Annotated in this window: 19 protein-coding genes and 3 pseudogenes; 14 read left to right on the top strand and 8 right to left on the bottom strand. The window is 70.9% G+C overall.

Going from position 1 to position 22,952, the window contains the following annotated elements:
• Positions 1-265 (bottom strand): hypothetical protein (locus ACIF80_RS14885; protein WP_399804146.1); only part of this gene is annotated, 265 nt, incomplete at its 3' end.
• 833 nt (positions 266-1,098) lie between these two features.
• A complete protein-coding gene (locus ACIF80_RS14880; protein ID WP_399805243.1) occupies positions 1,099-1,776 on the bottom strand; it encodes a helix-turn-helix transcriptional regulator in 678 nt (225 codons plus the stop codon).
• 83 nt (positions 1,777-1,859) lie between these two features.
• Between ACIF80_RS14880 and ACIF80_RS14875 the strand changes: the two genes are divergently transcribed.
• The 6 genes and pseudogenes from ACIF80_RS14875 to ACIF80_RS14850 all read left to right on the top strand — a co-directional run bounded on the left by ACIF80_RS14875 (position 1,860) and on the right by ACIF80_RS14850 (position 7,208).
• Positions 1,860-2,294, top strand: a complete 435-nt coding sequence (locus tag ACIF80_RS14875) for a hypothetical protein (RefSeq protein WP_399804143.1) — start codon at positions 1,860-1,862, stop codon at positions 2,292-2,294.
• A gap of 177 nt (positions 2,295-2,471) precedes the next feature.
• Entirely contained in the window at positions 2,472-4,277 is a 1,806-nt protein-coding gene (locus tag ACIF80_RS14870; protein WP_399804142.1) for a glycoside hydrolase family 15 protein, read from the top strand.
• A complete protein-coding gene (locus ACIF80_RS14865) occupies positions 4,274-4,756 on the top strand; it encodes a hypothetical protein (RefSeq protein ID WP_399804140.1) in 483 nt (160 codons plus the stop codon). The genes ACIF80_RS14870 and ACIF80_RS14865 overlap by 4 nt, the downstream gene beginning before the upstream one ends.
• Positions 4,757-5,067: 311 nt before the next feature.
• A pseudogene (locus ACIF80_RS14860) lies at positions 5,068-5,200 on the top strand (MFS transporter); the annotation flags it as partial.
• Positions 5,201-5,862: 662 nt separating this feature from the next.
• Complete coding sequence (locus tag ACIF80_RS14855; RefSeq protein ID WP_399804137.1) at positions 5,863-6,519, top strand: DUF3105 domain-containing protein; 657 nt, start codon at positions 5,863-5,865, stop codon at positions 6,517-6,519.
• Entirely contained in the window at positions 6,516-7,208 is a 693-nt protein-coding gene (locus ACIF80_RS14850; RefSeq protein WP_399804134.1) for a DUF305 domain-containing protein, read from the top strand. The genes ACIF80_RS14855 and ACIF80_RS14850 overlap by 4 nt, the downstream gene beginning before the upstream one ends.
• A 244-nt stretch (positions 7,209-7,452) precedes the next feature.
• Here ACIF80_RS14850 and ACIF80_RS14845 read toward each other — a convergent pair whose 3' ends face one another.
• Together ACIF80_RS14845 and ACIF80_RS14840 are read right to left on the bottom strand one after the other, a co-directional pair.
• Positions 7,453-8,556 (bottom strand): sensor histidine kinase, encoded by a 1,104-nt coding sequence (locus ACIF80_RS14845; protein ID WP_399804131.1) that lies wholly within the window; start codon positions 8,554-8,556, stop codon positions 7,453-7,455.
• Positions 8,553-9,218, bottom strand: coding sequence for a response regulator (locus ACIF80_RS14840; protein ID WP_399805240.1), 666 nt, complete (start codon positions 9,216-9,218; stop codon positions 8,553-8,555). Before ACIF80_RS14840 ends, ACIF80_RS14845 begins: the two co-directional genes overlap by 4 nt.
• A gap of 322 nt (positions 9,219-9,540) precedes the next feature.
• On the opposite strand from ACIF80_RS14840, the gene ACIF80_RS14835 reads away from it, so the two are divergent.
• Positions 9,541-10,095, top strand: a complete 555-nt coding sequence (locus ACIF80_RS14835; RefSeq protein WP_399804128.1) for a histidine phosphatase family protein — start codon at positions 9,541-9,543, stop codon at positions 10,093-10,095.
• A 314-nt stretch (positions 10,096-10,409) separates the two neighbouring features.
• Here ACIF80_RS14835 and ACIF80_RS14830 read toward each other — a convergent pair whose 3' ends face one another.
• The 3 genes from ACIF80_RS14830 to ACIF80_RS14820 all read right to left on the bottom strand — a co-directional run bounded on the left by ACIF80_RS14830 (position 10,410) and on the right by ACIF80_RS14820 (position 13,098).
• Positions 10,410-11,153 carry a DUF1775 domain-containing protein gene (locus tag ACIF80_RS14830; protein WP_399804124.1) on the bottom strand — a complete coding sequence of 248 codons (744 nt, stop codon included), beginning with the start codon at positions 11,151-11,153 and terminating at the stop codon, positions 10,410-10,412.
• A 409-nt stretch (positions 11,154-11,562) separates the two neighbouring features.
• On the bottom strand, positions 11,563-12,180 hold the full coding sequence (locus ACIF80_RS14825) for a sigma-70 family RNA polymerase sigma factor (RefSeq protein WP_399804121.1): 618 nt from the start codon (positions 12,178-12,180) through the stop codon (positions 11,563-11,565).
• Positions 12,181-12,363: 183 nt separating this feature from the next.
• Entirely contained in the window at positions 12,364-13,098 is a 735-nt protein-coding gene (locus ACIF80_RS14820; protein ID WP_399804118.1) for a hypothetical protein, read from the bottom strand.
• Between the two features lie 244 nt (positions 13,099-13,342).
• On the opposite strand from ACIF80_RS14820, the pseudogene ACIF80_RS14815 reads away from it, so the two are divergent.
• Positions 13,343-13,471 (top strand): annotated as a pseudogene (locus ACIF80_RS14815) (MFS transporter); the annotation flags it as partial.
• A 264-nt stretch (positions 13,472-13,735) separates the two neighbouring features.
• Here ACIF80_RS14815 and ACIF80_RS14810 read toward each other — a convergent pair.
• Positions 13,736-14,278, bottom strand: coding sequence for a hypothetical protein (locus tag ACIF80_RS14810; protein ID WP_399804115.1), 543 nt, complete (start codon positions 14,276-14,278; stop codon positions 13,736-13,738).
• Between the two features lie 564 nt (positions 14,279-14,842).
• On the opposite strand from ACIF80_RS14810, the gene ACIF80_RS14805 reads away from it, so the two are divergent.
• The 6 genes and pseudogenes from ACIF80_RS14805 (at position 14,843) to ACIF80_RS14780 (ending at position 22,880) form a co-directional block, all read left to right on the top strand.
• Positions 14,843-16,519: an FAD-dependent oxidoreductase gene (locus ACIF80_RS14805; protein ID WP_399804112.1), complete on the top strand. Its 1,677-nt coding sequence runs from the start codon at positions 14,843-14,845 to the stop codon at positions 16,517-16,519.
• Complete coding sequence (locus ACIF80_RS14800; protein WP_399804109.1) at positions 16,516-18,033, top strand: ATP-binding protein; 1,518 nt, start codon at positions 16,516-16,518, stop codon at positions 18,031-18,033. The genes ACIF80_RS14805 and ACIF80_RS14800 overlap by 4 nt, the downstream gene beginning before the upstream one ends.
• Positions 18,030-18,380, top strand: coding sequence for a UBP-type zinc finger domain-containing protein (locus tag ACIF80_RS14795; protein WP_399804106.1), 351 nt, complete (start codon positions 18,030-18,032; stop codon positions 18,378-18,380). Before ACIF80_RS14800 ends, ACIF80_RS14795 begins: the two co-directional genes overlap by 4 nt.
• Positions 18,381-18,774: 394 nt before the next feature.
• A pseudogene (locus tag ACIF80_RS14790) lies at positions 18,775-19,149 on the top strand (AAA family ATPase); the annotation flags it as partial.
• Positions 19,149-21,362 carry an RNA repair domain-containing protein gene (locus ACIF80_RS14785; RefSeq protein WP_399804103.1) on the top strand — a complete coding sequence of 738 codons (2,214 nt, stop codon included), beginning with the start codon at positions 19,149-19,151 and terminating at the stop codon, positions 21,360-21,362. The pseudogene ACIF80_RS14790 and the gene ACIF80_RS14785, both read left to right, overlap by 1 nt.
• 492 nt (positions 21,363-21,854) lie before the next feature.
• A complete protein-coding gene (locus ACIF80_RS14780) occupies positions 21,855-22,880 on the top strand; it encodes a glutathione S-transferase family protein (protein ID WP_399804100.1) in 1,026 nt (341 codons plus the stop codon).
• The last annotated feature ends 72 nt before the right edge of the window (positions 22,881-22,952 follow it).

Genomic DNA, 22,952 nt, shown 5'->3' with positions numbered 1-22,952 from the left:
CGTTGTCGTAGCGGTCGTAGTGGTCGTTGTGATCGCCGTTACCGCCACGGCCGTTGTCGTAGCGGTCGTAGTGATCGCCGTTACCGCCACGGCCGTAGTCGTCGCAGTCGTTGTTCCACCAGGAGTAATTGTCACAGTACCGACTGTGACTGGAGTCCTGCGGGGTGGCCGAAGCAGTGCCTGCTGTACCGACGGCGACACCGCCGGCCATCAGCAACCCTGCGGCTGACGCCGTGGCGAGGCGCCTCGCACGTTGTGTTCGCATGGGAAATACCTTTCGCTCCATCGTCTCCCGCTTTTCGAAAGGAAGGGCGGGAATGGATGGCCTCAGCCGCAAACAAAAGTTGCGACAGGGTCTTTGAACGTCACTGCATGCCGATCCGGTGCACGGGCTCGACCGCCGACGCCTCCAGGCCGCCCATCGGTACACGCGGGCGATCACTGTGGCCATGGTCCGCTCGGTTCGGGAACCGGTCGGCCGGGCGTGCCGTGCTTGCGGCATTCACTCCCCGAGCCTAGTCACGCATCGGCGCATCGGCATCTTGGGAGACCCGTCGCGTTCAGTCGTCATCGCGGGATCCGGACCACGCCCTCCTGGATCACCGGGACGGCGAGCCGACCGTCGCGCATGTGATCCGGTCCCGGCCCGGCAGCAGGTGCCCCGGAGGATGCCTCGACGGCGCCTGCTCCGAGGGACGTTGGGACAGGCCATGCCCCGAAGTGGGCTGCTGCCGGATTCACTCGCACTGGGCAGAGTACGGATCCGACGGTTCGGCCGATGTGCCTTGAGCCTGGCCGGCGGGTGGTCGACATGGAGAAGTGACGCCGAACGCGTCCGGCCCGTACCGCAGCGGACAGGCCGGCGAGCCGAGGGCTCCCACCGGACCGCAGTATGTCCCGGCGCGGGCGGGCCGGCACCGCGATCGACTGCGACGGGAGGGCCGTGGTGCACCCAGTCGGCCGCATCGGGCGCACTCGGATGCAGCGGATACGGCGCAGGGCGGCTGAGACACCACGCGTTGTGCGGATCCGGTGCCTGCACGCGCAACGCCGGTCCGTGTCGGCGGGCGACCGGGGGGTTTGCGGTCTCCGGTCTGATCAGGCGGCCGGCTGCAGTCGGACGCAGCATTGTCCGGGGCTGGGCGCCAGGCATGCCTGGAGTCCTGTCTCGTCCCTGCCCTCGAGGACACCGCGAAGCAGATGGAGGTTCATGCCGCACACCGTTTGGGTGTGTTCCCGGGCCAGCGTGTGGAAAGGACAGTTCGCCAGAACGATGGCGTCGTCCTCGTGGCGTGGCTCGAAGCCGTAGCGCTCCAGCAGGTCGAAGACGTTCGTCTTGTTCTGCTCGTCCAGTTGCGTGCCGAGTTCCTCAGCCTTGCGGTGCAGCACCTCGCGCACCGGCTCACCTGTCGCGTCGGATTCCTCCACGGCTTGGGCAAGGAGCCGTCCGGCCAGCTCGTAGCGGCGGTCCGGCAGGTTGACGGCGACCTGCTTCGTCGAGCGGCGGTAGAGCTTGGCCGGTCTTCCCGCGCCCGGTCCTGAGCGTCCGCTGCGACGCTCGTAGACGACGTCCAGCAGCGATTCGTCAGCCAGCCGGTCCAAGTGGAACGCGACGGTCCGCCGAGCCAGCCCGAGGGCGGCGGCCGCCTCGTCACGGCCGACGGGGCTCGGCTGGCGCACCACGTGGTCGTACAGCCTCCTGCGGGTCGGCTCGTCCAGAGCGGCGACGGCGGAGACGTCCGGGTCACGTACTTCCTTCGGGGTGTCCACGAACACCAGTGTAAAACCCACAGCCATTGACTATAGACCGGATCGGCGCTTCTATTACCAATGAACCTTGCCAATAGAAGGAGGGGGCCATGTCCTCCGTCACCACAAGCACCACCTCCGCCGCCCCGCGGCGGGCGGTGCTCACCGACCCCGGCTACCAGGCGTTCGTGATCCTGCGCGCCGGCTTCACGGTGGCGCCGATCCTGTTCGGGCTGGACAAGTTCGCCAACCTGCTCGTGGACTGGCCCGCCTACCTCGCGCCGTGGATCGACAGCCTGGTTCCCGGCAGCGCCCAGGCGGCCATGTACGCGGTGGGGGCGATCGAGATCGTGGCCGGCCTCGCCGTGGCGCTGGCTCCGCGCTTCGGGGGCTGGCTCGTGGCCGGCTGGCTGGCCGGCATCATCGTCAACCTGCTGACCATCCCGGGCCACTACGACATCGCCCTGCGCGACTTCGGACTGCTCCTCGGCGCCGTCGCGCTCGCACGGCTCGCCCAGCGCTACCACGCCAAGCGGCAGCCGTGAACGGACGCCGAGCGCACTGACCCCCTCCAGCGGGTGGCGCCTCACGGCACCACCCGCCGCGCCGCGTCTCCTCGGATCACCCGGAATCCTGATCAGCCGCGTCCGAGAGCGACGGAGCAGCCCCGATGAGATGGTGAAGTCGTGGGAACTTCTCCCAGAGCCGATCACCATCGCCTGGTGGCGGCGCGGACCGGTGGTTACGTGCCGCTCCGCGACTACGCGGTGATCGGCGACGGCCGGGCCGCGGCACTGGTCGCCCGTGACGGGTCGGTGGACTGGCTCGGACTGCCGGATCTGGACTCGCCCGCGGTATTCGGCGCTGTGCTCGACGCGGACCGCGGCGGCCGGTTCCTCCTGGAACCGGCGGTGCCCTACCGCAGTGAACGCCGCTATCTGCCCGGCACGAACGTCCTGGAGACGACTTTCGTCACCCCGCAGGGCACCGTGAGGGTTACCGACGCGCTGACCCTGCACGACGAGGTCGCGCTCACTCCGATGCGTGAGTTGCAACGGCGTGTCGACGGCGTGTCCGGGACCGTGCGGATGCGGTGGAGGGTGCAGCCTCGATTCGGCTACGGCACCCGCCCCACTCGCCTGGTCCGGCGCGCGGGGGTGCCGGTGGCGACAGCCGGGGCAGACGCGCTCGCCCTATGCACCTGGGAGGCCGGCGAACCCCGGTGCGAGGGGGATGCGATCAAGGGCAGCTTCCTCACGGCGCCGGGCGGGAGCGCCCTGATCGCCATGCCGTTCGCTCATCAGGAACCGCTGGTCCTGCCGGCCCGCGCCGAATGCGACGTACGCCTGGAACGTACGTGCGCGGCCTGGCGGCGCTGGGCGGACGACCGGATCCACCCCGGCAGATGGCGCCAGGCGGTGATGCGCAGCCTGCTCACCTTGAAGATGCTGGTCTTCGCCCCGTCCGGCGCGGTCGCGGCCGCGGTGACGACGTCGCTGCCGGAACACGTCGGCGGCGAGCGCAACTGGGACTACCGCTTCTCCTGGGTCCGCGACTCCGCCTTCACCCTGGCCGCCTTCCTCCGGCTCGGCTGCCCCGCGGAAGCACACGCCTACTTCTGGTGGCTGATGCACGCCTCCCAGCTCACCCACCCCCGCCTGCAGGTCCTCTACCGGCTGGACGGCGGCGCCCACACCACGGAGGAGACCCTCCCCTGGGAGGGCTACCGCGGCTCGTCGCCGGTCCGGACCGGCAACGCGGCCGCCCGTCAGATCCAGCTCGACACCTACGGCGAGCTGATGCAGACCGCCTCGCTGTACGCGCAGGCCGCCGGACGGCTGGACTCGGACGTCGCCCGGCGCCTGGCGGAACTCGCCGACCTGGTCCACGCCACGTGGCAGGATCCCGACTCGGGCATCTGGGAGGTACGCAGCGCGCCCCGCCACTTCACCCAGTCGAAGATGATGTGCTGGGTGGCGCTCGACCGCGCGGTGGCCCTCGCCGAGCGCCGCTTGATCCCGGACCGGAACCTGGTCGCCTGGCAGTCCGCCCGCGAAGAGATCGCCGCGTTCATCGAAACCCGCTGTGTCGCGCCACGCCGCAACTGCTACGTGCGCTCCGCCGGCAGCGAGGACCTGGACGCCGCCGTCCTCCTCGGCCACCTCTACGGCTACGACGGTGACGTTCAGCGCATGCGCGACACGATCACGGCCGTTGGGCAAGAGCTGCGGCACGGGCCGTTCGTCGACCGCTACTCCGGCGAAGACGGCCTGAGCGGTACCGAGGGAGCCTTCCTCGCCTGCTCCTTCTGGCTCGCCGAATCCCTCGCCCGCACCGGACGGCTCACCGAGGCCACTGAATTGATGGACGACCTGGTCGATCTGGCCAACGACGTCGGCCTCTACAGCGAGGAGATCGACCCGGCCACCGGTGACTTCCTGGGAAACCTGCCCCAGGGGCTGAGCCACCTGGCGCTCATCAGCGCCGCCTGCGCCATCGACGCCGCCGGCAAGGGGGCGGGCGGGTGAGCGCGTGGGGAACGGCCGCCGGGGCGTTCGTCGGCACACTGGTGCTGACCACCGCATTGCGCGCCGCCGGTGAGATGCGCCTGACGCGCATGGACCTGCCCTTCCTGCTCGGCACGGCGGTGACCGTCAACCGCACGCGCGCCAAGGCCGTCGGCTACCTGATCCACTTCCTCGACGGCGAGATCTTCGCGTTCATGTACTACGCCGTCTTCCTCGCGATCGGCATGGCCGGCTGGTGGCTGGGCGCCCTCTTCGGTCTCCTGCACGGCCTGTTCGCCGGCACCGCGCTGGTCGGCGTTCTCCTGCCGCTCGTCCACCCCCGGATGGGCAGTCCGCTCACCAGCGCCCCCGAGGTGGCCCTTCTGGAACCACCCGGCTTCCTGATGCTCAACTACGGACCGAGTACTCCCGTGGTCACCGTCCTCGCCCACATCGGCTACGGAGCCATCGTCGGAGGCTTCACCACGCTCGGAACCTGACAGTCGGACCGGCCGGCTCACGACAACTCTGACGTACTCCCGCAGCCCGCCCGGTCCGGAGCCGGGCGTCGTGCGGGGCCGAGAGCAGTCGCAGCCCATGGTCCGCCAAAACTTCGCGGGGTCGCCTCATGGCCATGGGGCCCATGCCGGGGAACTGTCGGATGTCGTACTCCTACCGGTGCTGGCCAGTCGGCCACCGGGCAAAGAGAGGGCAACCGTCAGGCGGCAGCGGGCTCGGAGAAGAAACAGCTCATCAGGGCGGGCCGCGGTCACGGCGCCCACCAGCCGCACGTGGTCGGCGTCGCGCTCGGCCCCGTCTCGCCGCCCACTCTCTCCGGCGGGCTCGGCCTGGCCGCATGGGTGGTGGGACTCGTCCTGGGCGTACGAAACCTCTCGCAGCAAGGCATGTTCCTCATCGGCGGGACCATCGCCGACAGCTTCGGACCACGGGTATTCCGCGCCTTCGTCCGTCCCGGTGCGCATGAAGACGGGCGTGATCACTGATAGTCCGGGACCGGCCACCCGGTCTCCCCCAGGGACCGCTTAACATCACTCGTGATGAGAAGCGGTGCGCAGCCGGCGCGAGACGGAGGACGCGGTCCGCGGTGGACTGTTCGCACCGCGGTCCTCTGCCCTGTCCTTGCCTTCCTGCTCGCCGCCTTGGTGGTGTGCCTGGGATACACCGGGCACAGTGGCGCCGTTGATGACGCTGCTCCCTCGACGGCCATGCCCGTCGGCAGGACAGTGGCGGCCGGGCCCCCGGCCGAGCATCACATCACGCCTCCCGTCCGGCAGGGCGACTGCTCCCCCGGCGATTCCTGCTGTTCTTCTGCCGTCCACGATGTGGCGGGCGTACTCGGCGCGCCCTCGCACACCCTGCCTCTGGTCCTGACCCGCATGCCGGGCTTCCCGCGGCCGGAGCAGCGCCCCACGGTCCTCGCACAGCCTCCGCCGGTGCACAGTGCTCCCGACCTCCACGTCCTTCAGGTGCAACGGACCTAGACGGTTCCTCGGCGCCCTGCGCTCACGTTCGCGCAGGTGCCGAGCGGTATCCGTCCAGCGCCCCTGTACCCACCGCCGTCCGGCGGGGAAGGACACATTCAGTCATGAGCAAGACCGGCAAGAAGGAAGCCGCGGCTGCCCGCAAGGCCCGCGTCGAAGAGATGCGTCGCACCGAGAGAGTTCGGGAGCGTCGCAACCGCGTCATCACCATCACGCTCAGCACGGTCATCGTCGCGGGCCTGGTCGGGTGGGGCGGGTATGCCCTCAACAACGCCAACGAGAAGAGCGAGCAGCAGGCGGCCGAGGCGAAGAAGCCCGTACGGGGTGAGAAGACCTGGGAGGCGAAGGAGCTCGGCCGGGACCACGTCCAGGGCACCGTGAAGTACGCGATGAGCCCACCGGTCGGCGGCGACCACAGCCAAGCGTGGATGACCTGCGACGGCACCGTCTACACCGAGGCGATACCGAACGAGAACGCCGTCCACTCCCTCGAGCACGGCGCAGTCTGGGTCACCTACAACGACAAGGCCGCCGACGCCGACCTCAAGGCTCTCGGGGACAAGGTTGCCAAGACCCCGTACAGCCTGATGAGCCCGGTCACGGGCCAGTCCGGGACGATCATGCTGTCGGCCTGGGGACGCCAGCTCACCGTGGACAAGGCATCGGATCCGCGGATCGACCAGTTCTTCACCAAGTACGTCCAGGGGCCTCAGACCCCTGAGCCGGGTGCCGCCTGCTCGGGCGGCCTGATGGCATCATGACCGGCACGGTCATGGCGGAACGAGCCACCGGTTCAGGAGAGGCGCACGGCCGACGGCCCGGCCTCACCCGCTGGCTGATCGTCGGCGCGGCCGCCCTCGTCGCCGTCGTCGTGACCCTGTCGGTCCTGGTCATGGTGAGCGAGGAGAACGATCGGGCGGCCGGCGTTCCGGCTGCGGACTCCGCCGACGCGGGGTTCGCTCGCGACATGGCCGTCCACCACCAACAGGCGGTGGAGATGTCGTACATCGTCCGAGACCGCACGGCTGACGAGGACATCCGGCGTCTCGCGTACGACATCGCGCAGACTCAGGCCAACCAGCGCGGCATGCTGCTCGGCTGGCTCGATCTGTGGGAGCTGTCGAAGATCTCGCCCGACGGGTACATGGCGTGGATGCGGGGTGGCCACGGGGGCCACTCGTCGAAGGACGGGTCCCTGATGCCGGGCATGGCCACGCCCGCGGAACTCGGCCGGCTCGGCGAGCTCGAGGGCGATCAGGCGGAGATTCTCTACCTCCAGCTCATGATCGACCACCACCTGAGCGGCGTCGACATGGCCCGTGCCTGTGCCTCGCAGTGCGAGGTGGACACCGAGCAGAGGCTGGCGCAGAGCATGGTCGAGGGCCAGCAGTCGGAGGTCGAGTTGATGACCGACCTGCTGAAGGAACGCGGGGCCGCGCCCCGGAAGTGATTCCTCTCCGGTCGGGTGCCGCCCAGCGGCGGCGCCCGACCGCTTTCCCAGCTCCGTGCAGGCAGCGCCCATAGGGCATGGGGGCACCGTCTGCGCCCTGTCTGCGTCCGTCAGCGTGCCGATACGTCGCCAGCGGACACCGCGCCGGGAACGAGTGGTCATGACCAGCACTTTCGCAACACGCTCCCGTGCTGACGAGTCGCTCCACCGGCCTCGACGCACCGGACCGTTCGGGCTCGCCCGCTCACCACGTGCCGTCGGCCGGGAGTTCCAGGCACAGTTGGTAGCCGCCGTCCGTGGTGGGGCCGCAGGTGACTGTGCCACCGAGCAGCTCGGCACGCTGACGCAGGCCGATCAAGCCATAGTGGGCACTGGGAAGGGGCAGAGCGGGCCGGGTCGGTGCCGTATTGGTGACTGTGACACGGACGGTTGTGTTCTCGTGGCGGATGCGGACGGCCGCTGTCGCGCCGGGGGCGTGCTTGCGCACGTTGGTCAGCGCTTCCTGGACGGTGCGGTAGATGGCGCGCTGGACCGGCGGTGGAAGGCTGTCGGACAGGTCCGTGTGCAGCTCGGCCTCGATGCCGCTGTTGTCGACCAGCTGAGGGATGTCGACCAGGGAGGGCTGTGGGATGAGTTCCGTGGGGCGGCCCCCGGAGGCCCGCAGGACGCTGACCATGTGCCGCAGTTCGTCCAGGGTCTGCACGCTCAGCCTGCGGATCGTGGCTGCGGCTTGTTTGACTTCGGCGTCCCGGCTGCCGACCTGGAGTACTCCGGCCTGCACCGCGATGAGGCTGACCTGGTGGGAGACCACGTCATGCATTTCTCGGGCGAGCGCCGTGCGTTCCTTGGCCAGCACGGTCTGGGCTGTCAGCTGCCGCTCGTGGTCGCGTGCCCGGGAGATCTCGGCGAGCCGCAACGACAGATCACGCCGGGTTTGGACGAGCTGGCCGAGGAAGACGGGCGCGGCCGCCGTCGCCGCTGTGTAGCCCAGGGTGACAAAGGTCGACGGTGCCGAGAGGTCGAAGTCCGGCGACGGCAAAGAGGTCATGTCGCTGAGGGTGAACGCCACGGCGCAGACGGCCAGCAGGGCGCGGCGGCGGGTGAGTGAGGCGAGCGTGTACAGCGCGGCCAGGGCGGCGAAAACCGCGTCGGAGACGAGGACTGCGGGAAGGGTGAGCAGGAACGTGAGCAGCGGCAGGCGACGGCGCAGGAGAAGAGCGAAGGCAGCGGCCAGGGCGCAGACCAGGCGCAGCGGCTCGGAGGTGTCGACATGGCCCCAGACATCGATCAGTGAGGCTCCGACGAGGGCGGCGTCCAGCAGCGGGGCGGGCAGGCGGCGCGTGCTCATGATCTCTTCCGGTCCCGCGGCGGCTTGAGCAGGCCGGCTCGTTCCGCGAGCAGGGCGGCCTGGACGCGGCTGCCCACCTCCAGCTTGGTGAGGATGGCGCTCACATGGTCCTTGACCGTGCCGGTGCTCAGGTGCATCCGTGCGGCGATGTCGGTGTTGGACAGCCCCTCGGCGATGAAGGCGAGTACGGCGCGCTCGCGGCCGGTCAGCGGGTCGAGGCTGCGGGCGGCGTCTTCCTGCAGGCCGGAGTTCAGATAGCCGTCCACGACGGTCCGGGTGACCTTGGACGACAGAACGGTGCCGCCGGCGGCCAGGGTCCGCACCAGGTAGGGCAGTTGATCCGGGTCGGTGTCCTTGAGCAGGAAGCCGGCGGCGCCCGACCGGAGTGCCGTGGCGACGTACTCGTCCATGTCGAACGTCGTGAGCATGGCCACCACCGGGGGGTGCGGCAGCCGAAGGAGGTCGGCCAGGACGGTGAGGCCGTCCACGTCGGGCATCCGGATGTCCAGCAGCACGACGTCGGGGCGTCTGTCCTGCGCCGTTCGGACCGCCTGGCCGCCGGGGACCGCCGCCACGACCTCGATGCCGTCGGTCGCCTCGAGGAGGTGCTGGAAGCCCGTACGGATCAGCGCCTCGTCGTCGACCACCATTACCCGGATCACGCGTGCTCCACTCACCATCGGGCCCACTGTCCGATTCGTACCATGCGAGGCCGGTCCCGGGGGTGGCCGACACTGAATGCGGCCGGGTGGCGGGAGTGTGCCGGCCAGTCGGCGGGGTCGGTTCCGGACGGGTGCCGGATGGTTGCCGTGCATGGCTCTGCCCGACTGTGGAGGTGGGATTTCCGCATACCGCCACCAAGCCCGCCCACCTGATCAACCGACTGGCGGCGGACGCAAGAGTTCCGTGCCACACCACCGGTTCCACGGAACCTCGGCCGTCCCGCACCGGCCGGCCCGTTGCCGGGCAGGAAGGGGATCAGCCATGACGATCCGCCTGACACTTCTGTGCGCGATCGCCGGGGACGACACCGGCGGGGCTGTCTTCGACGACGATGCCCTGGGTGAGCGCGGCCTGTCCGAGGCAGACGCCACCGGGGCAGCCCTGCCCCGGTACTCGGTGGCCGTCCGGGCACCTTCGGCCCGCTGCGCCCGGACTGCTCACGCTCTGGCCCTCAAGACCACCCTCGAGCCCGCGCTACGCGGCTTTGACTACGGCAAGTGGCGCGGCCGCACAGCCGCCGAAGTCGCCGCCACCGACCCCTGCGGGTTCTCCGCCTGGCTGACGGACCCGGATGCCACGCCCCACGGAGGCGAGTCCGTGCGCCGGCTCTGCCAACGGATCGCGCATTGGCTGAACAGCCTGCCGCCCGACATGGACCGCGCACTGGCCATCACGGAACCGGCCGTTGCCCGGGCCGCGCTCGTCCACACTCTGTCAGTACCGGTGAAAGCCTTCTGGCACCTCGAAGTGCCGCCTCTGTCGACGGTGTCCGTCACGTCGCGTGCCTGCCGAGCAGCGCGCGCCTGCGCCGCGTGACCCGGAGAGTCGCCCTGTTTCAGAGCGTCCGCCGGATCGCCGTACAAGCGCGCAGCGCGAGCAGGATTCGCCTTCTCCGACGCCTGGGCGTCGTCTTCGAGCGACTGCAGGCCCGGAACAGCCGACAGGACCACTCACCAGCCTCAGCGGCGAAGGGGCGGTCGCGTCGTTCGGTGCGGGCATGACCCCGCACCATGCCCTCGTCCACGCCTCCCCGAACACCGAGGCAACCGGGATCCAAGTCCGCCGGGACCGGCCTGCGCGGCGCCGCACGGGGCGCCGCGCAGGGTGCGCCTCCGTCCTGAGCGGGAGACTCAGGCAGAGCCGCTACGACGGCTCTTGAACCACCAGACCCCTCCCCCGAGCAGGAGGGCGGCTGCCCCGATACCGAGGGGCGCGGCGACAGGCATGCCGTCGTCGTTTGTGCTGTCCGCCGTGGGCCGCGTCGACGGCGTGGCCGAGGGGGTCGTCGGCTCGCCGGAGACGGTGTCGGACGAGGGCGCGGCCGTCGTGGGCTCTTGCGTGGGGCTGGGACTCACCGGCTTCGCGCCGGGAGCGGCGGGTTTCAGTTCCAGGCGGGGTGCGGGGTGACCGTGACCGTGGCCGTCCTCGCTGGTGTCGTCCTGTTCGATCCAGCGGTCCACGTGGTCGTCGCTGTAGGTCTGCAGGGTCTTGAAGACCAGCGATCTGGCATCGGGCAACTGGCGGACGGTGACGACGTGATCGGCGTCCTCTCCCACGGCGAGCTTCGGTCCCGAGACGGTGTAACCCCGGCCGGTGGGAGTGAGCTTCCAGCCGTCCGGGCCTTCCTTGTAGGTGATGTCGCCGGGTTCCATGCCCTTGGGCAGGATCACCTCCAGCTTGGTGATGCCGGCCGAGCTCGATTCCGAGGCGGCGGAGAAGGTCAACGCGACGTTCTGGTCGAGGGCTCGGGCGCCCTCCGCCTCGACCTCCGCGTGGGCCGCGGCCGGCCCCGCGGTGGCGACGGCGACCACGAACGCGGCCGCTGTGAGGGCGCAGCAACGGCGCAGGCTGCGTACCGAAGTGGTGTGGTGCACTGGGAACTCCCTTGTTCTGATGGTGTGGGGGCTGCATTCACCTGCGGGAGCAGGCTTTGTGATCAGGGCGGGGCACTCGGCCGATGGCCTCCGGTCCGCCTGGAGACAGGCGCCGGTCGAGGGCGATCGGCCGGCGGCGCGCCGGCTCGGGCCACGGCGCCCCCGCACGGCTTCGGTCACCTCGTAGCCGGCCTCGGTGATGCTCGCCGCGCGGTGGCCGCAGTTCATGCCGGGCACGGTGTGGGCGTTCCCAGCCATGGAGGGTGCTCCTGTCTCTCTGTTCCGGGTGGTTGTACGTCTGGGAGATCCGGGGTTTCGGGGCCGCGGGACACACGGTGCGGCGCCGGAACCATGGACCGCACCACGCTGCCGCCGGACGGCGAACCGGGCGGCAGCGTGGTGCGGTCGGTCAGGCCGCGGCGGCCACCGGCGTGCAGTGCTCGGCGTCCTCCAGCCACTCGATCAGCGAGATGCGGGCGCGGGCGACGCGTGAGCGCACCGTGCCGATGGGGCAGTCGCTGACGCTCGCCGCCTCCGCGTAGGGAAGGCCCACCAGCTGGGTGAGGACGAATGCCTCCCGGCGGTCGTCCGGAAGCGTGTCCAGAAGTTCGACGAGGGCGATGCCGTCGTCGAAGCCGGGCAGGCCGCGCGGCTGGGTGCGTTCGGCGGCCGACTGCCAGTCCTCCGTGTCCGCCAGGCGCGGGCGGGAGGCGGTGCAGCGGATGCTGTCGACCACCGCGCGACGGGCGATGGACAGCAGCCAGGTGCGGGCCGAGGAGCGGCCCTCGAAGCGGTGCAGGCTGCCCAGGGCCCGCATGAAGGTGTCCTGGGTCAGGTCGTCGGCGCTTTGGGGGTCGGCGCCGAGGAACGTCACATAGCGGCGGACGTCCCGGTGCAGGGCACGGACGAAGCGTTCGACGGCGTCGGGGTCGCCGCTGCGGGCGGCGAGTGCCCATGCGGTGATCGAGTCGTCCCTCGACGCTTCTCCTGATTTTTCATGTGCTGAAGGCAGGGCAGGCGTGATCACCTGGTGTCTCTCCTTCTCGGGAATCCGGACAACCGGGGTCCGTACCGGCACGCGGAACAGCGGGCGGCACGGTGCGATCCGGTGAAGGGGTGGACGGCCGGGCACAGGAGTGCGCGGCCGATGCCCGAGGCGGGAGCCGACGGCTCGTCGTCCTCGTGGACGGCCTCGGGAAACCGGCTGTCGTCAGGCGACAGCGGTCCCCGCGGGCGGTCCCCGAGAAGTGATCGCGTGAGCGAGGAGGAGCCGGCGCAGCGCGCGGTCCGAGCGGCCCCGGCGGGCGCGGATGCGCGGCCGGTGCGGCGGCTCGGGCAGCCGCAGGATCAGGCTCAGCGGTGCGACGAGCCAGCCCGCGAGTGCCCGCAGGATGCGGAAGACGGCACGCTCGCCGTGGGCGAGCCACAGGCCGCACAGCAGCGCGGCCAGCAGGTGGGCGGCGAGCATGCCGGTCGAGGACATGCCGCCCATCCCGTGGTCCGGGGAGTGCGCCGCCCCCATGTGGTCCATCGACCCCATGGAATGCAGGGCGCCCGTCGGGTGGTGCATGAAGCCCGTGGAGGCCGGGGCGGCCTCGTGTTCCGCGCCCGGTCCCCCGTGCGAACCACCCACCAGGTGGTCCAGCCACCGCCGGACGAGCGTTCCGTCGCGGGACGTCTCCGGGTGGACGACTGCCTGGGCGAACGAGAACCACGCGTGGAGCACGGCCTGTGCGACGACCGTGAAGGAGCCGACCAGGGCCGGCCCGCGCTCCCGGCCGGCCGACCGCCAGGCCGTGCCACCGATCGCCGCCGCTCCCGCGGCCATGGCCCACCAGGACACCGCGGTCTCCGACATCATGACGTGGCCCAGGGAGGTGAGCAGCACGCAGACGGCCGCGAACACAGCGGCCCTGAGCGTACGAGAACACCCCCCAGCAGTCATGGCGGCCTCATCCTCGCAGTCCGGATCCCACGCGTCACGAGAGAGTACGCAGATGACCCCGGGTCCCGACTCAATCCAGTCACTGTGACGCAGGCCATAACAGCCGACCGGAACTCACGGGTCGTCGCTGCCGACTCCTGCTGAGGACCCGGGAAGTACCGCCGGGGCGGAGCGGGGTCGGGGAGGGGTGCCGGTGGCGGCGGAGCGGAGTGGGATCCGGGCTATGGCCGAAAGCCGTCCGGCGAGGGCGGCGCCCGGCCGGGCCGGGCAGGACTCGGCCCTGGTCTCGGCCGGCTTCTTCGCCGGGTTCGCGATCGGCCCGCCGCTGTTCGGCCTGCTGGCCGCGGCCGGGCAGTACGGGGCGCGGTGGCTGCCGGGCACGGCCCTGCCGCTCGTCGGGAGTCAGCAGTCCACGCCTTCTGGTGCGTTGGCTCGTGGGAGGGAGCCGTTCTTCAAGGACTGTGAGCATCCGCGGTCGCGGTGGTCGAAGTGCCCGCATCCGTACAAGATCCGGTATCGGTCTGCGGCCGGGTAGCAGATGAAGGAGTCCGGGTTGCGACCCAGGACAAGGCCATCGCGCGTTCGACGGAGGTCTACAACGCGAAGAAGGCGGCGTCACAGGGGTGGGCGATGGCGGTCAGGGCTCGTCCTCCTCCCGTTCGCCGTCCGGTCCCTGGGCCCGCACCCGCTGGACGTGCTCCAGGGAATCACGCAGTTCGGTGAGCCAGTCGTCGGTGTGCCGCTGGACCAGGCGCACGCACCAGGCCAGCGCCTCGCTGCGGCTGCGGGCCACCCCGCCGGCGATCAGTGTGTCGAGGACCAGGCGCTCCGGCTGGCGCAGCCGGGTCATGACGGGCGCGGCGACATGGGTGAACAGGGCGCGCCGCCCGTCGCACTCCACTCCCCAGGAGACCTTCCGGCCGAAGCGGTGCTCCGCATCCCGGGCGACCGCGATCCGGGCATCCCGGGTGCGTTCCCGGAACTCCTGGATCCGGCCTTCGATCGCCGCTTCCCGCTCGGCCGGAGAGGCGTCCTCTACCGGCCGGGGTCCGGGAATGCGTCCGATCACCGTGATCTCCTCGCGGTCGACCGTGACCTCGGCCAGTTCCTCGAAGAGATCGTCGGGGAGCCGGCCGGTGAACCAGCCCCTCAGTTGCTCTCGCTGCTGTGCCGTAATCATGTAATGACGATTACTCGGCATCTTCATGAACACAAGGGCTTGCGGAACGGTCTGCCGACAGCAGAATCGGAATTTCAGGTCTATTGACCTGGGGCTTTCACGGCACTGGGCTTCCCGAATACTGATCGAATGCCCAGAGAACGCCACTGACCTGGGAAGACGGGCTTGCCGAAGGCTCCCTCCGCCGCGGAAAAGAAGTCACTCACCAGGCGAAGCGCGCGGCTCTGTCTCCGCGTGCTCGCGTCCGGGCCGGGGCGTCGGCGACGGTCTCGCAGGCCGGCGGTGCTGCTGGTGGGGACGGACCGCAAGACCGGACCGGATCAGGCGATTCCGATCCGTCCACCCCTGCCGTGATCGGCCGCGTCATGCCGTCCGCCTCCCTGTGTGGTGAGCCGTCCTCGGTCCGGCCTCCCCCACCGGGTGATCACGGAAGCGGGCGGGCGGGACGGCAACCCTCCGCACATTCGGACAAATCGGACGATCGACCATACGATGGGCGGGAGCCGGCGCGGTGCCGCAAGGGCGCACCGGGCCGCCTGTCCGACCACGCGGGGTGGCAGACACATGGCACAGGCCGTGGAGCCGACGCGGACCGTCATCATGACCGTGGACGACGACCCGGGGGTCTCCCGCGCCGTCGCCCGGGACCTTCGGCGGCGCTACGGCGCCTCGTACCGGATCGTGCGCGCGGAGTCCGGCGAGTCCGCGCTGGACGCGCTGCGCGAGCTGAAACTGCGCGGCGACCTCGTCGCCGTCATCCTCGCCGACTACCGCATGCCGCGGATGAACGGCATCGAGTTCCTCGAACAGGCCCTGGACGTGTACCCGGGCGCGCGGCGGGTCCTGCTGACCGCGTACGCGGACACCAACGCGGCGATCGACGCGATCAACGTCGTCGACCTGGACCACTACCTCCTCAAGCCCTGGGACCCGCCCGAGGAGAAGCTCTATCCGGTCCTGGACGACCTGCTGCAGGCCTGGCGGTGCAGTGACTACCGGCCGGTGCCCAGCACCAAGGTGGTCGGGCACCGCTGGTCGGCGCGGTCGTCCCAGGTGCGGGAGTTCCTGGCCCGCAACCAGGTGCCCTACCGCTGGTACTCCTCCGACGAGCCCGAGGGCAGGCGGCTGCTGGCTGCCGCCGGGCAGGACGGGCAGCGGCTGCCGCTGGTGGTCGCCCCGGACGGCACCCCCCTGCTGGAGCCGGAGGCACCGGAGCTCGCGGCCCACGTGGGGCTGGCGACGACACCGGCGGCCGACTTCTACGACCTCGTCGTGGTGGGCGGCGGCCCGGCCGGGCTCGGCGCTGCCGTGTACGGGGCCTCGGAGGGGCTGCGGACGGTGCTCGTGGAGCGCTCGGCGACCGGCGGACAGGCCGGGCAGAGCTCCCGGATCGAGAACTACCTGGGTTTCCCGGACGGCGTCTCCGGCGCCCAGCTGACCGACCGGGCCCGCCGGCAGGCGGCGAGGTTCGGCGCCGAGATCCTCACGGCGCGCGAGGTGACGGGCCTGGAGGTGGGCGGCGCGGCCCGGACCGTACGGTTCTCGGACGGCTCGGCGGTCGCCGCACACAGCGTGATCCTGGCGACCGGGGTGTCCTACCGGCAGCTGTCCGCGGTCGGCGCGCGAGACCTGACCGGCTGCGGGGTGTTCTACGGTTCGGCTCTGACCGAGGCGCCGTCCTGCCAGGGCCAGGACGTCTACATCGTGGGCGGCGCCAACTCGGCGGGGCAGGCGGCGATGTACCTGGCACGGGGCGCCAAGTCGGTGACCCTGCTGGTGCGGGGCTCCTCCCTGTCGGCGTCGATGTCGTACTACCTGGTCCAGCAGATCGAGGAGGCCCCCAACATCTCCGTGCGCACGGGCACCGTGGTGGAGGCCGCGCACGGCTCCGGCCACCTGGAGAAGCTGACCCTGCGCGACACGGCGAGCGGGCGGAGCGAGCTGGTCGACACCCAGTGGATGTTCGTGTTCATCGGCGCGGCCCCGCTCACCGACTGGCTGGACGGCATGGTGCTGCGGGACGGGCGCGGGTTCATCCTGGCCGGGCCCGACCTCACGTCCGACGGGCGTCCGCCCCCCGGCTGGGAGCTGGACCGGCCGCCGTACCACCTGGAGACCAATGTGCCCGGCGTGTTCGTCGCGGGTGACGCGCGCGCGGAGTCCGCCAAGCGGGTCGCGTCCGCCGTAGGAGAGGGAGCCATGACCGTGATGCTCGTCCACCGGTATCTGGAGCAGTCATGAGCGGCCGGCCGATGCCGTGCGGCCCGAAGGAGATCGGCTCGCTGTTCCTGTTCGAGAAGCTGTCGGGCGAACAGCTGGGCCGGCTGTGCCGCGAGGGGCGGACGGAGCTGTTCGACCCCGGCCCGGTTTACACCGAGGGCGAGCCGGCTGCCTGTTTCTACGTGATGCTGGAGGGCACGGTGGTGCTCTCCCGCCGGGTCGGTGGCGACGACGTGGAGGTCATCCGGTCCTCGCAGCGCGGGGTTTACGCGGGCGCCATGCAGGCGTACCTCGGGGACCGGCTGCGGCAGGTCTACAACAACTCGATGCGCGTCACGGAGCCGACGCGGTTCTTCGTGCTGCCCGCCGGGACGTTCGCGGACATCATGCGCGAGTGGTTCCCGATGGCGGTGCATCTCCTGGAGGGGCTGTTCTTCGGGTCGAAGAGCACCCAGGCGGCCGTAGGGCAGCGGGAGCGGCTGCTGGCGCTCGGGTCGTTGTCCGCCGGGCTCACCCATGAACTCAACAACCCGGCGGCGGCGGCCGTCCGGGCCACCGCGACGCTGCGGGAGCGGGTGGCCCGGATGCGGCACAAGCTCGCCCTCATCGCCGAAAGCCCTTTTTCCAGGGACCAGTTGGCGAATCTCATCGACATCCAGCAACGGACCGCCGAGCGGGTCGCCAAGGCACCGGTGCTCACCCCGCTGGAGGCGGCCGACCGCGAGGACGCCCTCACCGACTGGCTGGAGGACCACGGCATCGAACAGGGCTGGCAGATCGCGCCGGCCTTCGTACAGGCCGGGCTCGACGTGGACTGGCTGGAGCGGGTCGCGGCGGCCGTCGGGCAGGAGATCCTGCCGGGCGCCGTGGGCTGGCTCAACTACACGGTGGAGACCGAGCTGCTCATGGACGAGATCGCGGACTCCACCACCCGAGTCTCCCGTCTGGTGGACGCCGCCAAGCAGTACTCCCAGCTGGACCGCGCCCCCTACCAGGTCGCCGACGTGCACGAACTCCTCGACAGCACGCTGCTGATGCTGTCCGGCAAGATCGGGCCGCGGATCAGGATCGTCAAGGAGTACGACCGTACGCTGCCGCGGATCCCCGCCTACCCGGCGGAACTGAACCAGGTGTGGACCAACTTGATCGACAACGCGGTCTGCGCGATGGACGGCGCGGGCGGCGACGGCACGCTGACCGTGCGCACCGCGCTCCACGACGACCAGCTTCTCGTCGAGTTCCGGGACACCGGGCCCGGCGTGCCGCCGGAGATCCGCGACCGCATCTTCGACCCGTTCTTCACCACCAAGCCGGTCGGCCGGGGCACCGGTCTGGGGCTGGACATCTCCCGGCGGATCGTCGTCAACAAGCACCACGGCAGCATCGGCGTGGAGTCGGTGCCCGGCGACACCCGTTTCCGGGTACTGCTGCCCCTGGCCGCCGCCGAACCCGAAGGAACGGCACTCTCCTCCGCCTCGTCCGACGGGCCGCCGCTCGCGTCCGAGGACCGTACGACATCCCAGGAGCCGGCATGACCAGCGACACCGGAATCGACCCCCGCGTCCTGCCCAGCGGCACCGGCTGCGTCGAGTGCGACGCCGCAGGCGGCTGGTGGTTCCATCTGCGGCGCTGCGCGCAGTGCGGCCACATCGGCTGCTGCGACGACTCCCCCGGCAAGCACGCCAGCGCCCACCACCGGGCCGCCGGGCACCCGGTGATCCGCAGCTACGAGCCGGGCGAGGGCTGGTTCTGGAACTACGACACGAACGAGCTGTACGAGACCGGCCCCGAACTCGCGCCGCCGGTGAGCCACCCGGCGGACCAGCCGGCGCCCGGCCCGGCGGGCCGCGTCCCCGCGAACTGGGCGGACGTGCTGCGCTGAGCCGTCCCGAGCTGTCCGCTGTCGCGCGTGCGCGGCATATTGTCATGCGCATGCCATACACCATCCACCCGCAGCTGCCCACAGACAGCCGGACCCTGAAATCGCCCAACACCGGAAACCGAGCCTGCGGCACGCCCAGCCGCCCTCATACGAGCGACCGAAGGGCGGGAAACACAGAGCCGGCGGCACGTCACCCGCCCACACGGGGGTGTCCTACCGATCGGCGACTATTCGGTGGATCTGTTCTCCTCGAGCTCCTACAGTGACCGGACCCGACATCGTCACGAAAAGCGGATCATGCGTGTGCCCTACCCCCGTACGCCTCATCTCCCATGGTCGCCGGGGGCGGCGTCGGACGACATACGAGCCGGTGATCTGTCCGGGCTGCGCGGCCGCGAGGTCGCGGGCCAACGGGGAGGTCCTGCGGGAGGGGCTGGGCCGGCTCGACTCGGCGCTGGCCGGCGGCGGGACCGTGGTGTGGGACGCCACGTCCCTCAACCTGCACCAACGTTCCCTGGTGCTCGGGGTGGCACGGCGCCGCGACGCCCTGGTCACTCACGTGGTCGCACTGGTCGACGAGGAAGAGTTGGCACGGCGCAACAAGGGGCGCGCCCACCCGGTGCCGCCCGAGGCGCTCGCCTCGCAGCTGCACCGGTACACCCCGCCCTACCCGGGCGAGGCCCACCGCACCTGGTACATCGGAGCGGGTGGAACCGTCGAGGACACCGCAGGCACGTTGGACGGCATCCTGGACGGAGGAGAGACGTGATGCGTACGAGCGACGAGATCTATCACCGGGTCCGCTGGGACCCGCGGTTCGATCCGGCCCGGTTCGTGCTGGGGATCGCCCAGCGCGGTGCCGCCCCCGAGCGGGTCCCGCTGCCCTCGTTCGTACCCGGCGGCGACATCCCGTGGCACCGGGTGCTGTTCGTCGAGGCGGACGGCGAGCTGCTCTGGGACCGCACCACCGGTGTGGACCGCATCGACACGTCGGACGCCGGCCGGGTGCAAAACCCGCGCCTGCTGCGAGCGCCCTTCTTCACAGCCGGGACGCCCCACGCATGGGAACCGGCAGAGGGATGGCGACCCGTGGACGGCGCGCCCCGGACGACCGTGCCGAGCGCGGGAAGTCTGCGCGTACTCACCTGGAACACGCTGTGGGACCGGTACGACAGCGACCGCCTCGACACCACCCGGCGCCGCCCCCTGCTGCTCTCGGCCCTGGAGGACGCCGACGCGGACGTCATCGCGCTCCAGGAGGTCGAAGCCGGTCTGCTCGCCCTGCTGCTGCGGGCACCCTGGGTCCGCGCCGGTTACACCCTGGGCACCGCCCCGGGAGGGAAGGACATCGAGGACAGCGGGCTGCTGCTGCTCAGCCGGCTGCCCGTGCGGGAGGCGGGGCGGCACGAACTCGGACCGCACAAGGCCGTCACCGCCATCACCATGGAGACCGGCTCCGGTCCACTCGTGGTGGCCACGACCCATCTGAGCAGTGACCACTCCCCCAACGGCCCGGCCCGGCGGCAGGCTGAACTGGGCCGGCTCGCCGAGGGACTCGGCGGCGTGGACGGCGATCTGATCCTGGTCGGTGACTTCAACGACGGCGGCGACGGACCGGCCGCCGCGCTCGGGCTGCGGGACGCCTGGACGGAGGTCCACGGGCCCGGCGACCGGACGCCCACGTTCGACCCGGGCGTCAATCCGCTGGCCGCGGTGTCCTCGCTGGCCGGCCGGGCCTCCCGGCTGGACCGGATCTTTCTGCGCGCGGGACGACTGCGGGCGACCGGGGCATTCCTGCGGGGCGACTCCCCCACAACGGACGGGCTCTACGTCTCGGACCACTACGGCGTGGAGGCGGACCTTCAACTGAGCGGTACCGAGCCCACGGACGTCCTCGACGCCCGGCCGACAGCCCGCACCGCGCTGGCGTGGATACCTCCCCAGGAGCTGTGGCCGGTCCTCCAGGGCATCCGCCGGGAGCACGATCCGCAGTTCCACCGCTGGCCGCCGCACGTCAATCTGCTCTTCGGTTTCGTGCCGGAGTCCGACTTCGGGCGAGCCGCCCCGCTGCTGGCCGAAGCGGCGGCCGGCACGGCGGCCTTCACCGCCCGGCTGGACGGGGTGCACACCTTCGGGCACCGGGACGATGCCACCGTCTGGCTCGACCCGGCGGCGGCCGGCGAAGCACCGTGGGCAGGACTGCGCCGCACTCTGGAGGAGCGCTTTCCGCGCTGCCGCGGGCGCGCCGAGGGCTTCACCCCCCACCTCACCCTGGGCCGGACGAGGGATCCGCAGCGCCTCGCCGCCGCATGCGCCGCCCGGCTCGACGGCATGTCGGCACGGGTCGAAGAGCTGGTCCTGCTCTCCCGCCGGGGCGACGAACCGATGCGTCCACGCGCCACGATCGCTCTCGGAACGGGCGACGTACGGTGGCTGCCCGAAACCCCCGAACCCGCTGCCCCCGAGCCGACCGCAGAGAGCGAGGCCCAGGCCGCCCTGGCGCGCGATGGGAGGGGGCGCCGTGGGAGCGCCGCCACCCGGGCGCCCCCACGACCTCTCGGTGGCCATCGCACCGAGCCTGTCACCGTGAGGAGCCTCATGCGCCGGAGATCACGCCGCGTCGATGTCCGACCGGGGCCGGACCTCCACGATGAAGTCCGCCTCCTCCATGTCGCCCGCCTTGTCGTGCCAGAGGAAGACCCGCACGTGCATCGCGTGATGGAGGCCGGCCCTCTCCCACTCGGTCATCAGATCGCCGACGATGCGGCCGATGGCGTGCCTGGCGCCCTCGGTCGAGTCGGAGGCGGTGATCGCACCCTGCCACCGCTCGGGGTCACTGCCGTAGGGGCGCCAGCCCTCGGAGCCGTGCGGCTCGAACACCCGGTACACCCAGTCCGTCTCGGTGTTCATAACACCGATCCTGTCACCAAGGAGTCCCATGCGCCGCACCGGATCCACCCACGCCGAGCGGCGGAAGAGTGAGCTGTCCCGAGTTTCGTAGAGTCCGCGATCGTGCGACCAAGCGGTCTGCGGGGCTTCCTCCGGGCTCGCCCGGTACGCCTGCTCGTACTCGCCGGGTGGGACGTAGCCCATGGCGGAGTGGAGTCGTTCACCGTTGCGCCACGCGACCCACTGGAAAACGGCCCGCTCGACCTGGATGGATGAGGCCGGCGTCCTTCTTGGTCTTCTGCTGCCACAGGGCCATCTCCGGCGCGTCCAGCGGCAGGTCGGCGCGCATGTGGATGGCGGCCTGCCGGCCCACGATCCGACGTGAGTACGCGTCCAGGACGAAGGCGACGCAGACCCAGCCCGGCCAGGTCTGCGAGCGCGGCCGGAACGGTGGCCCGGGTCCTGCGATCCGATCGTGTACTCACCTCGGCCGGTTGCCCCCGGTCGGCCCCGGTCACACCGTGCCGACCGCCGAAAACGGGGAACGCGGTCACCGGGGTTCGAAGCGACGAGGAGGAGGACATCATGAGCCGCGACGAGGGGGACGGCGGCAACAGCGCCTACGGCCGGAAGGCGTTCAAGCGGTCGAGGGCCCATTTCGCGGACCGGATCACCGCGGACGGCAGGGACGGGTGGCCGGTGGAGGCCGGGCGCTACCGGCTCGTCGTCAGCCGTGCCTGCCCGTGGGCGAGCCGTGCGCTGGTGTCCCGGCGGCTGCTCGGTCTGGAGAACGCGCTGTCCCTGGCCGTCGCCGACCCGGTCCAGGACGACCGCAGCTGGCGCTTCACCCTGGACCCCGGCGGCCGTGATCCGGTTCTCGGCATCCGGTATCTGAGCGAGGCGTACGACCGGCGGGAGACGGACTACCCGGGCGGGGTGAGTGTCCCCGCGATCGTGGAGGTGGCCGGCGGCCGGCTGGTCACCAACGACTACCAGCAGATCACTCTCGACTTCGCCACCGAGTGGACGGCACTGCACCGCGCAGGCGCGCCCGACCTGTATCCCGAGAAGCGGCGCGACGAGATCGACGCGGTGATGGCGGAGGTGTTCGACGATGTGAACAACGGGGTGTACCGGGCGGGCTTCGCCACCGGTCAGCAGGAGTACGAGGTGGCGTGCGCGGGCGTGTTCCGGCGGCTCGAACTCCTGGCGCGGCGGCTGGCGGGGCAGCGGTACCTCGTCGGCGACACGATCACGGAGGCGGACATCCGGCTGTTCACCACGCTGGTGCGGTTCGATGCCGTCTATCACGGCCACTTCAAGTGCAACCGCTGGAAGCTGACGGAGAACCGGGTGCTGTGGGCGTACGTCCGCGATCTCTACCAGACGCCCGGCTTCGGCGACACCGTCGACTTCGACCACATCAAACGGCACTACTACCAGGTGCACACCGGCATCAACCCGACCGGCATCGTGCCCCTGGGCCCCGATCTGTCCGGCTGGTCGGCCCCTCATCACCGCGAGGACCTGGGCGGCCGGCCGTTCGGCGACGGGACGCCGCCTGGGCCGGTCCGCGCGGACGGGGAGACAGCCGAGCGGGGCCGCCCCTGACGCTCGGACCCACCCAGGCACCGCACCGGTGCGCAGCGATTCGACTGATCCATACGGAACCGACGCGACCGA

This window comes from Streptomyces sp. NPDC085927 (assembly GCF_044540975.1).
In the GTDB taxonomy this organism is placed as follows: domain Bacteria; phylum Actinomycetota; class Actinomycetes; order Streptomycetales; family Streptomycetaceae; genus Streptomyces; species Streptomyces hirsutus.
The sequence above is the reverse complement of the archived record's forward strand: the minus strand, read 5'-3'. Positions and strand labels throughout refer to the sequence as shown.

What these genes read in the sequence shown, in the direction of transcription:
- ACIF80_RS14875 (WP_399804143.1), top strand. Translation starts at nt 1,860, where the DNA reads ATGTCCTCCGTCACCACAAGCACCACCTCCGCCGCCCCGCGGCGGGCG.
- ACIF80_RS14855 (WP_399804137.1), top strand. Translation starts at nt 5,863, where the DNA reads ATGAGCAAGACCGGCAAGAAGGAAGCCGCGGCTGCCCGCAAGGCCCGC.
- ACIF80_RS14850 (WP_399804134.1), top strand. Translation starts at nt 6,516, where the DNA reads ATGACCGGCACGGTCATGGCGGAACGAGCCACCGGTTCAGGAGAGGCG.
- ACIF80_RS14845 (WP_399804131.1), bottom strand. Translation starts at nt 8,556, where the DNA reads ATGAGCACGCGCCGCCTGCCCGCCCCGCTGCTGGACGCCGCCCTCGTC.
- ACIF80_RS14835 (WP_399804128.1), top strand. Translation starts at nt 9,541, where the DNA reads ATGACGATCCGCCTGACACTTCTGTGCGCGATCGCCGGGGACGACACC.
- ACIF80_RS14820 (WP_399804118.1), bottom strand. Translation starts at nt 13,098, where the DNA reads ATGACTGCTGGGGGGTGTTCTCGTACGCTCAGGGCCGCTGTGTTCGCG.
- ACIF80_RS14810 (WP_399804115.1), bottom strand. Translation starts at nt 14,278, where the DNA reads ATGATTACGGCACAGCAGCGAGAGCAACTGAGGGGCTGGTTCACCGGC.
- ACIF80_RS14805 (WP_399804112.1), top strand. Translation starts at nt 14,843, where the DNA reads ATGGCACAGGCCGTGGAGCCGACGCGGACCGTCATCATGACCGTGGAC.
- ACIF80_RS14800 (WP_399804109.1), top strand. Translation starts at nt 16,516, where the DNA reads ATGAGCGGCCGGCCGATGCCGTGCGGCCCGAAGGAGATCGGCTCGCTG.
- ACIF80_RS14795 (WP_399804106.1), top strand. Translation starts at nt 18,030, where the DNA reads ATGACCAGCGACACCGGAATCGACCCCCGCGTCCTGCCCAGCGGCACC.
- ACIF80_RS14785 (WP_399804103.1), top strand. Translation starts at nt 19,149, where the DNA reads ATGCGTACGAGCGACGAGATCTATCACCGGGTCCGCTGGGACCCGCGG.
- ACIF80_RS14780 (WP_399804100.1), top strand. Translation starts at nt 21,855, where the DNA reads ATGAGCCGCGACGAGGGGGACGGCGGCAACAGCGCCTACGGCCGGAAG.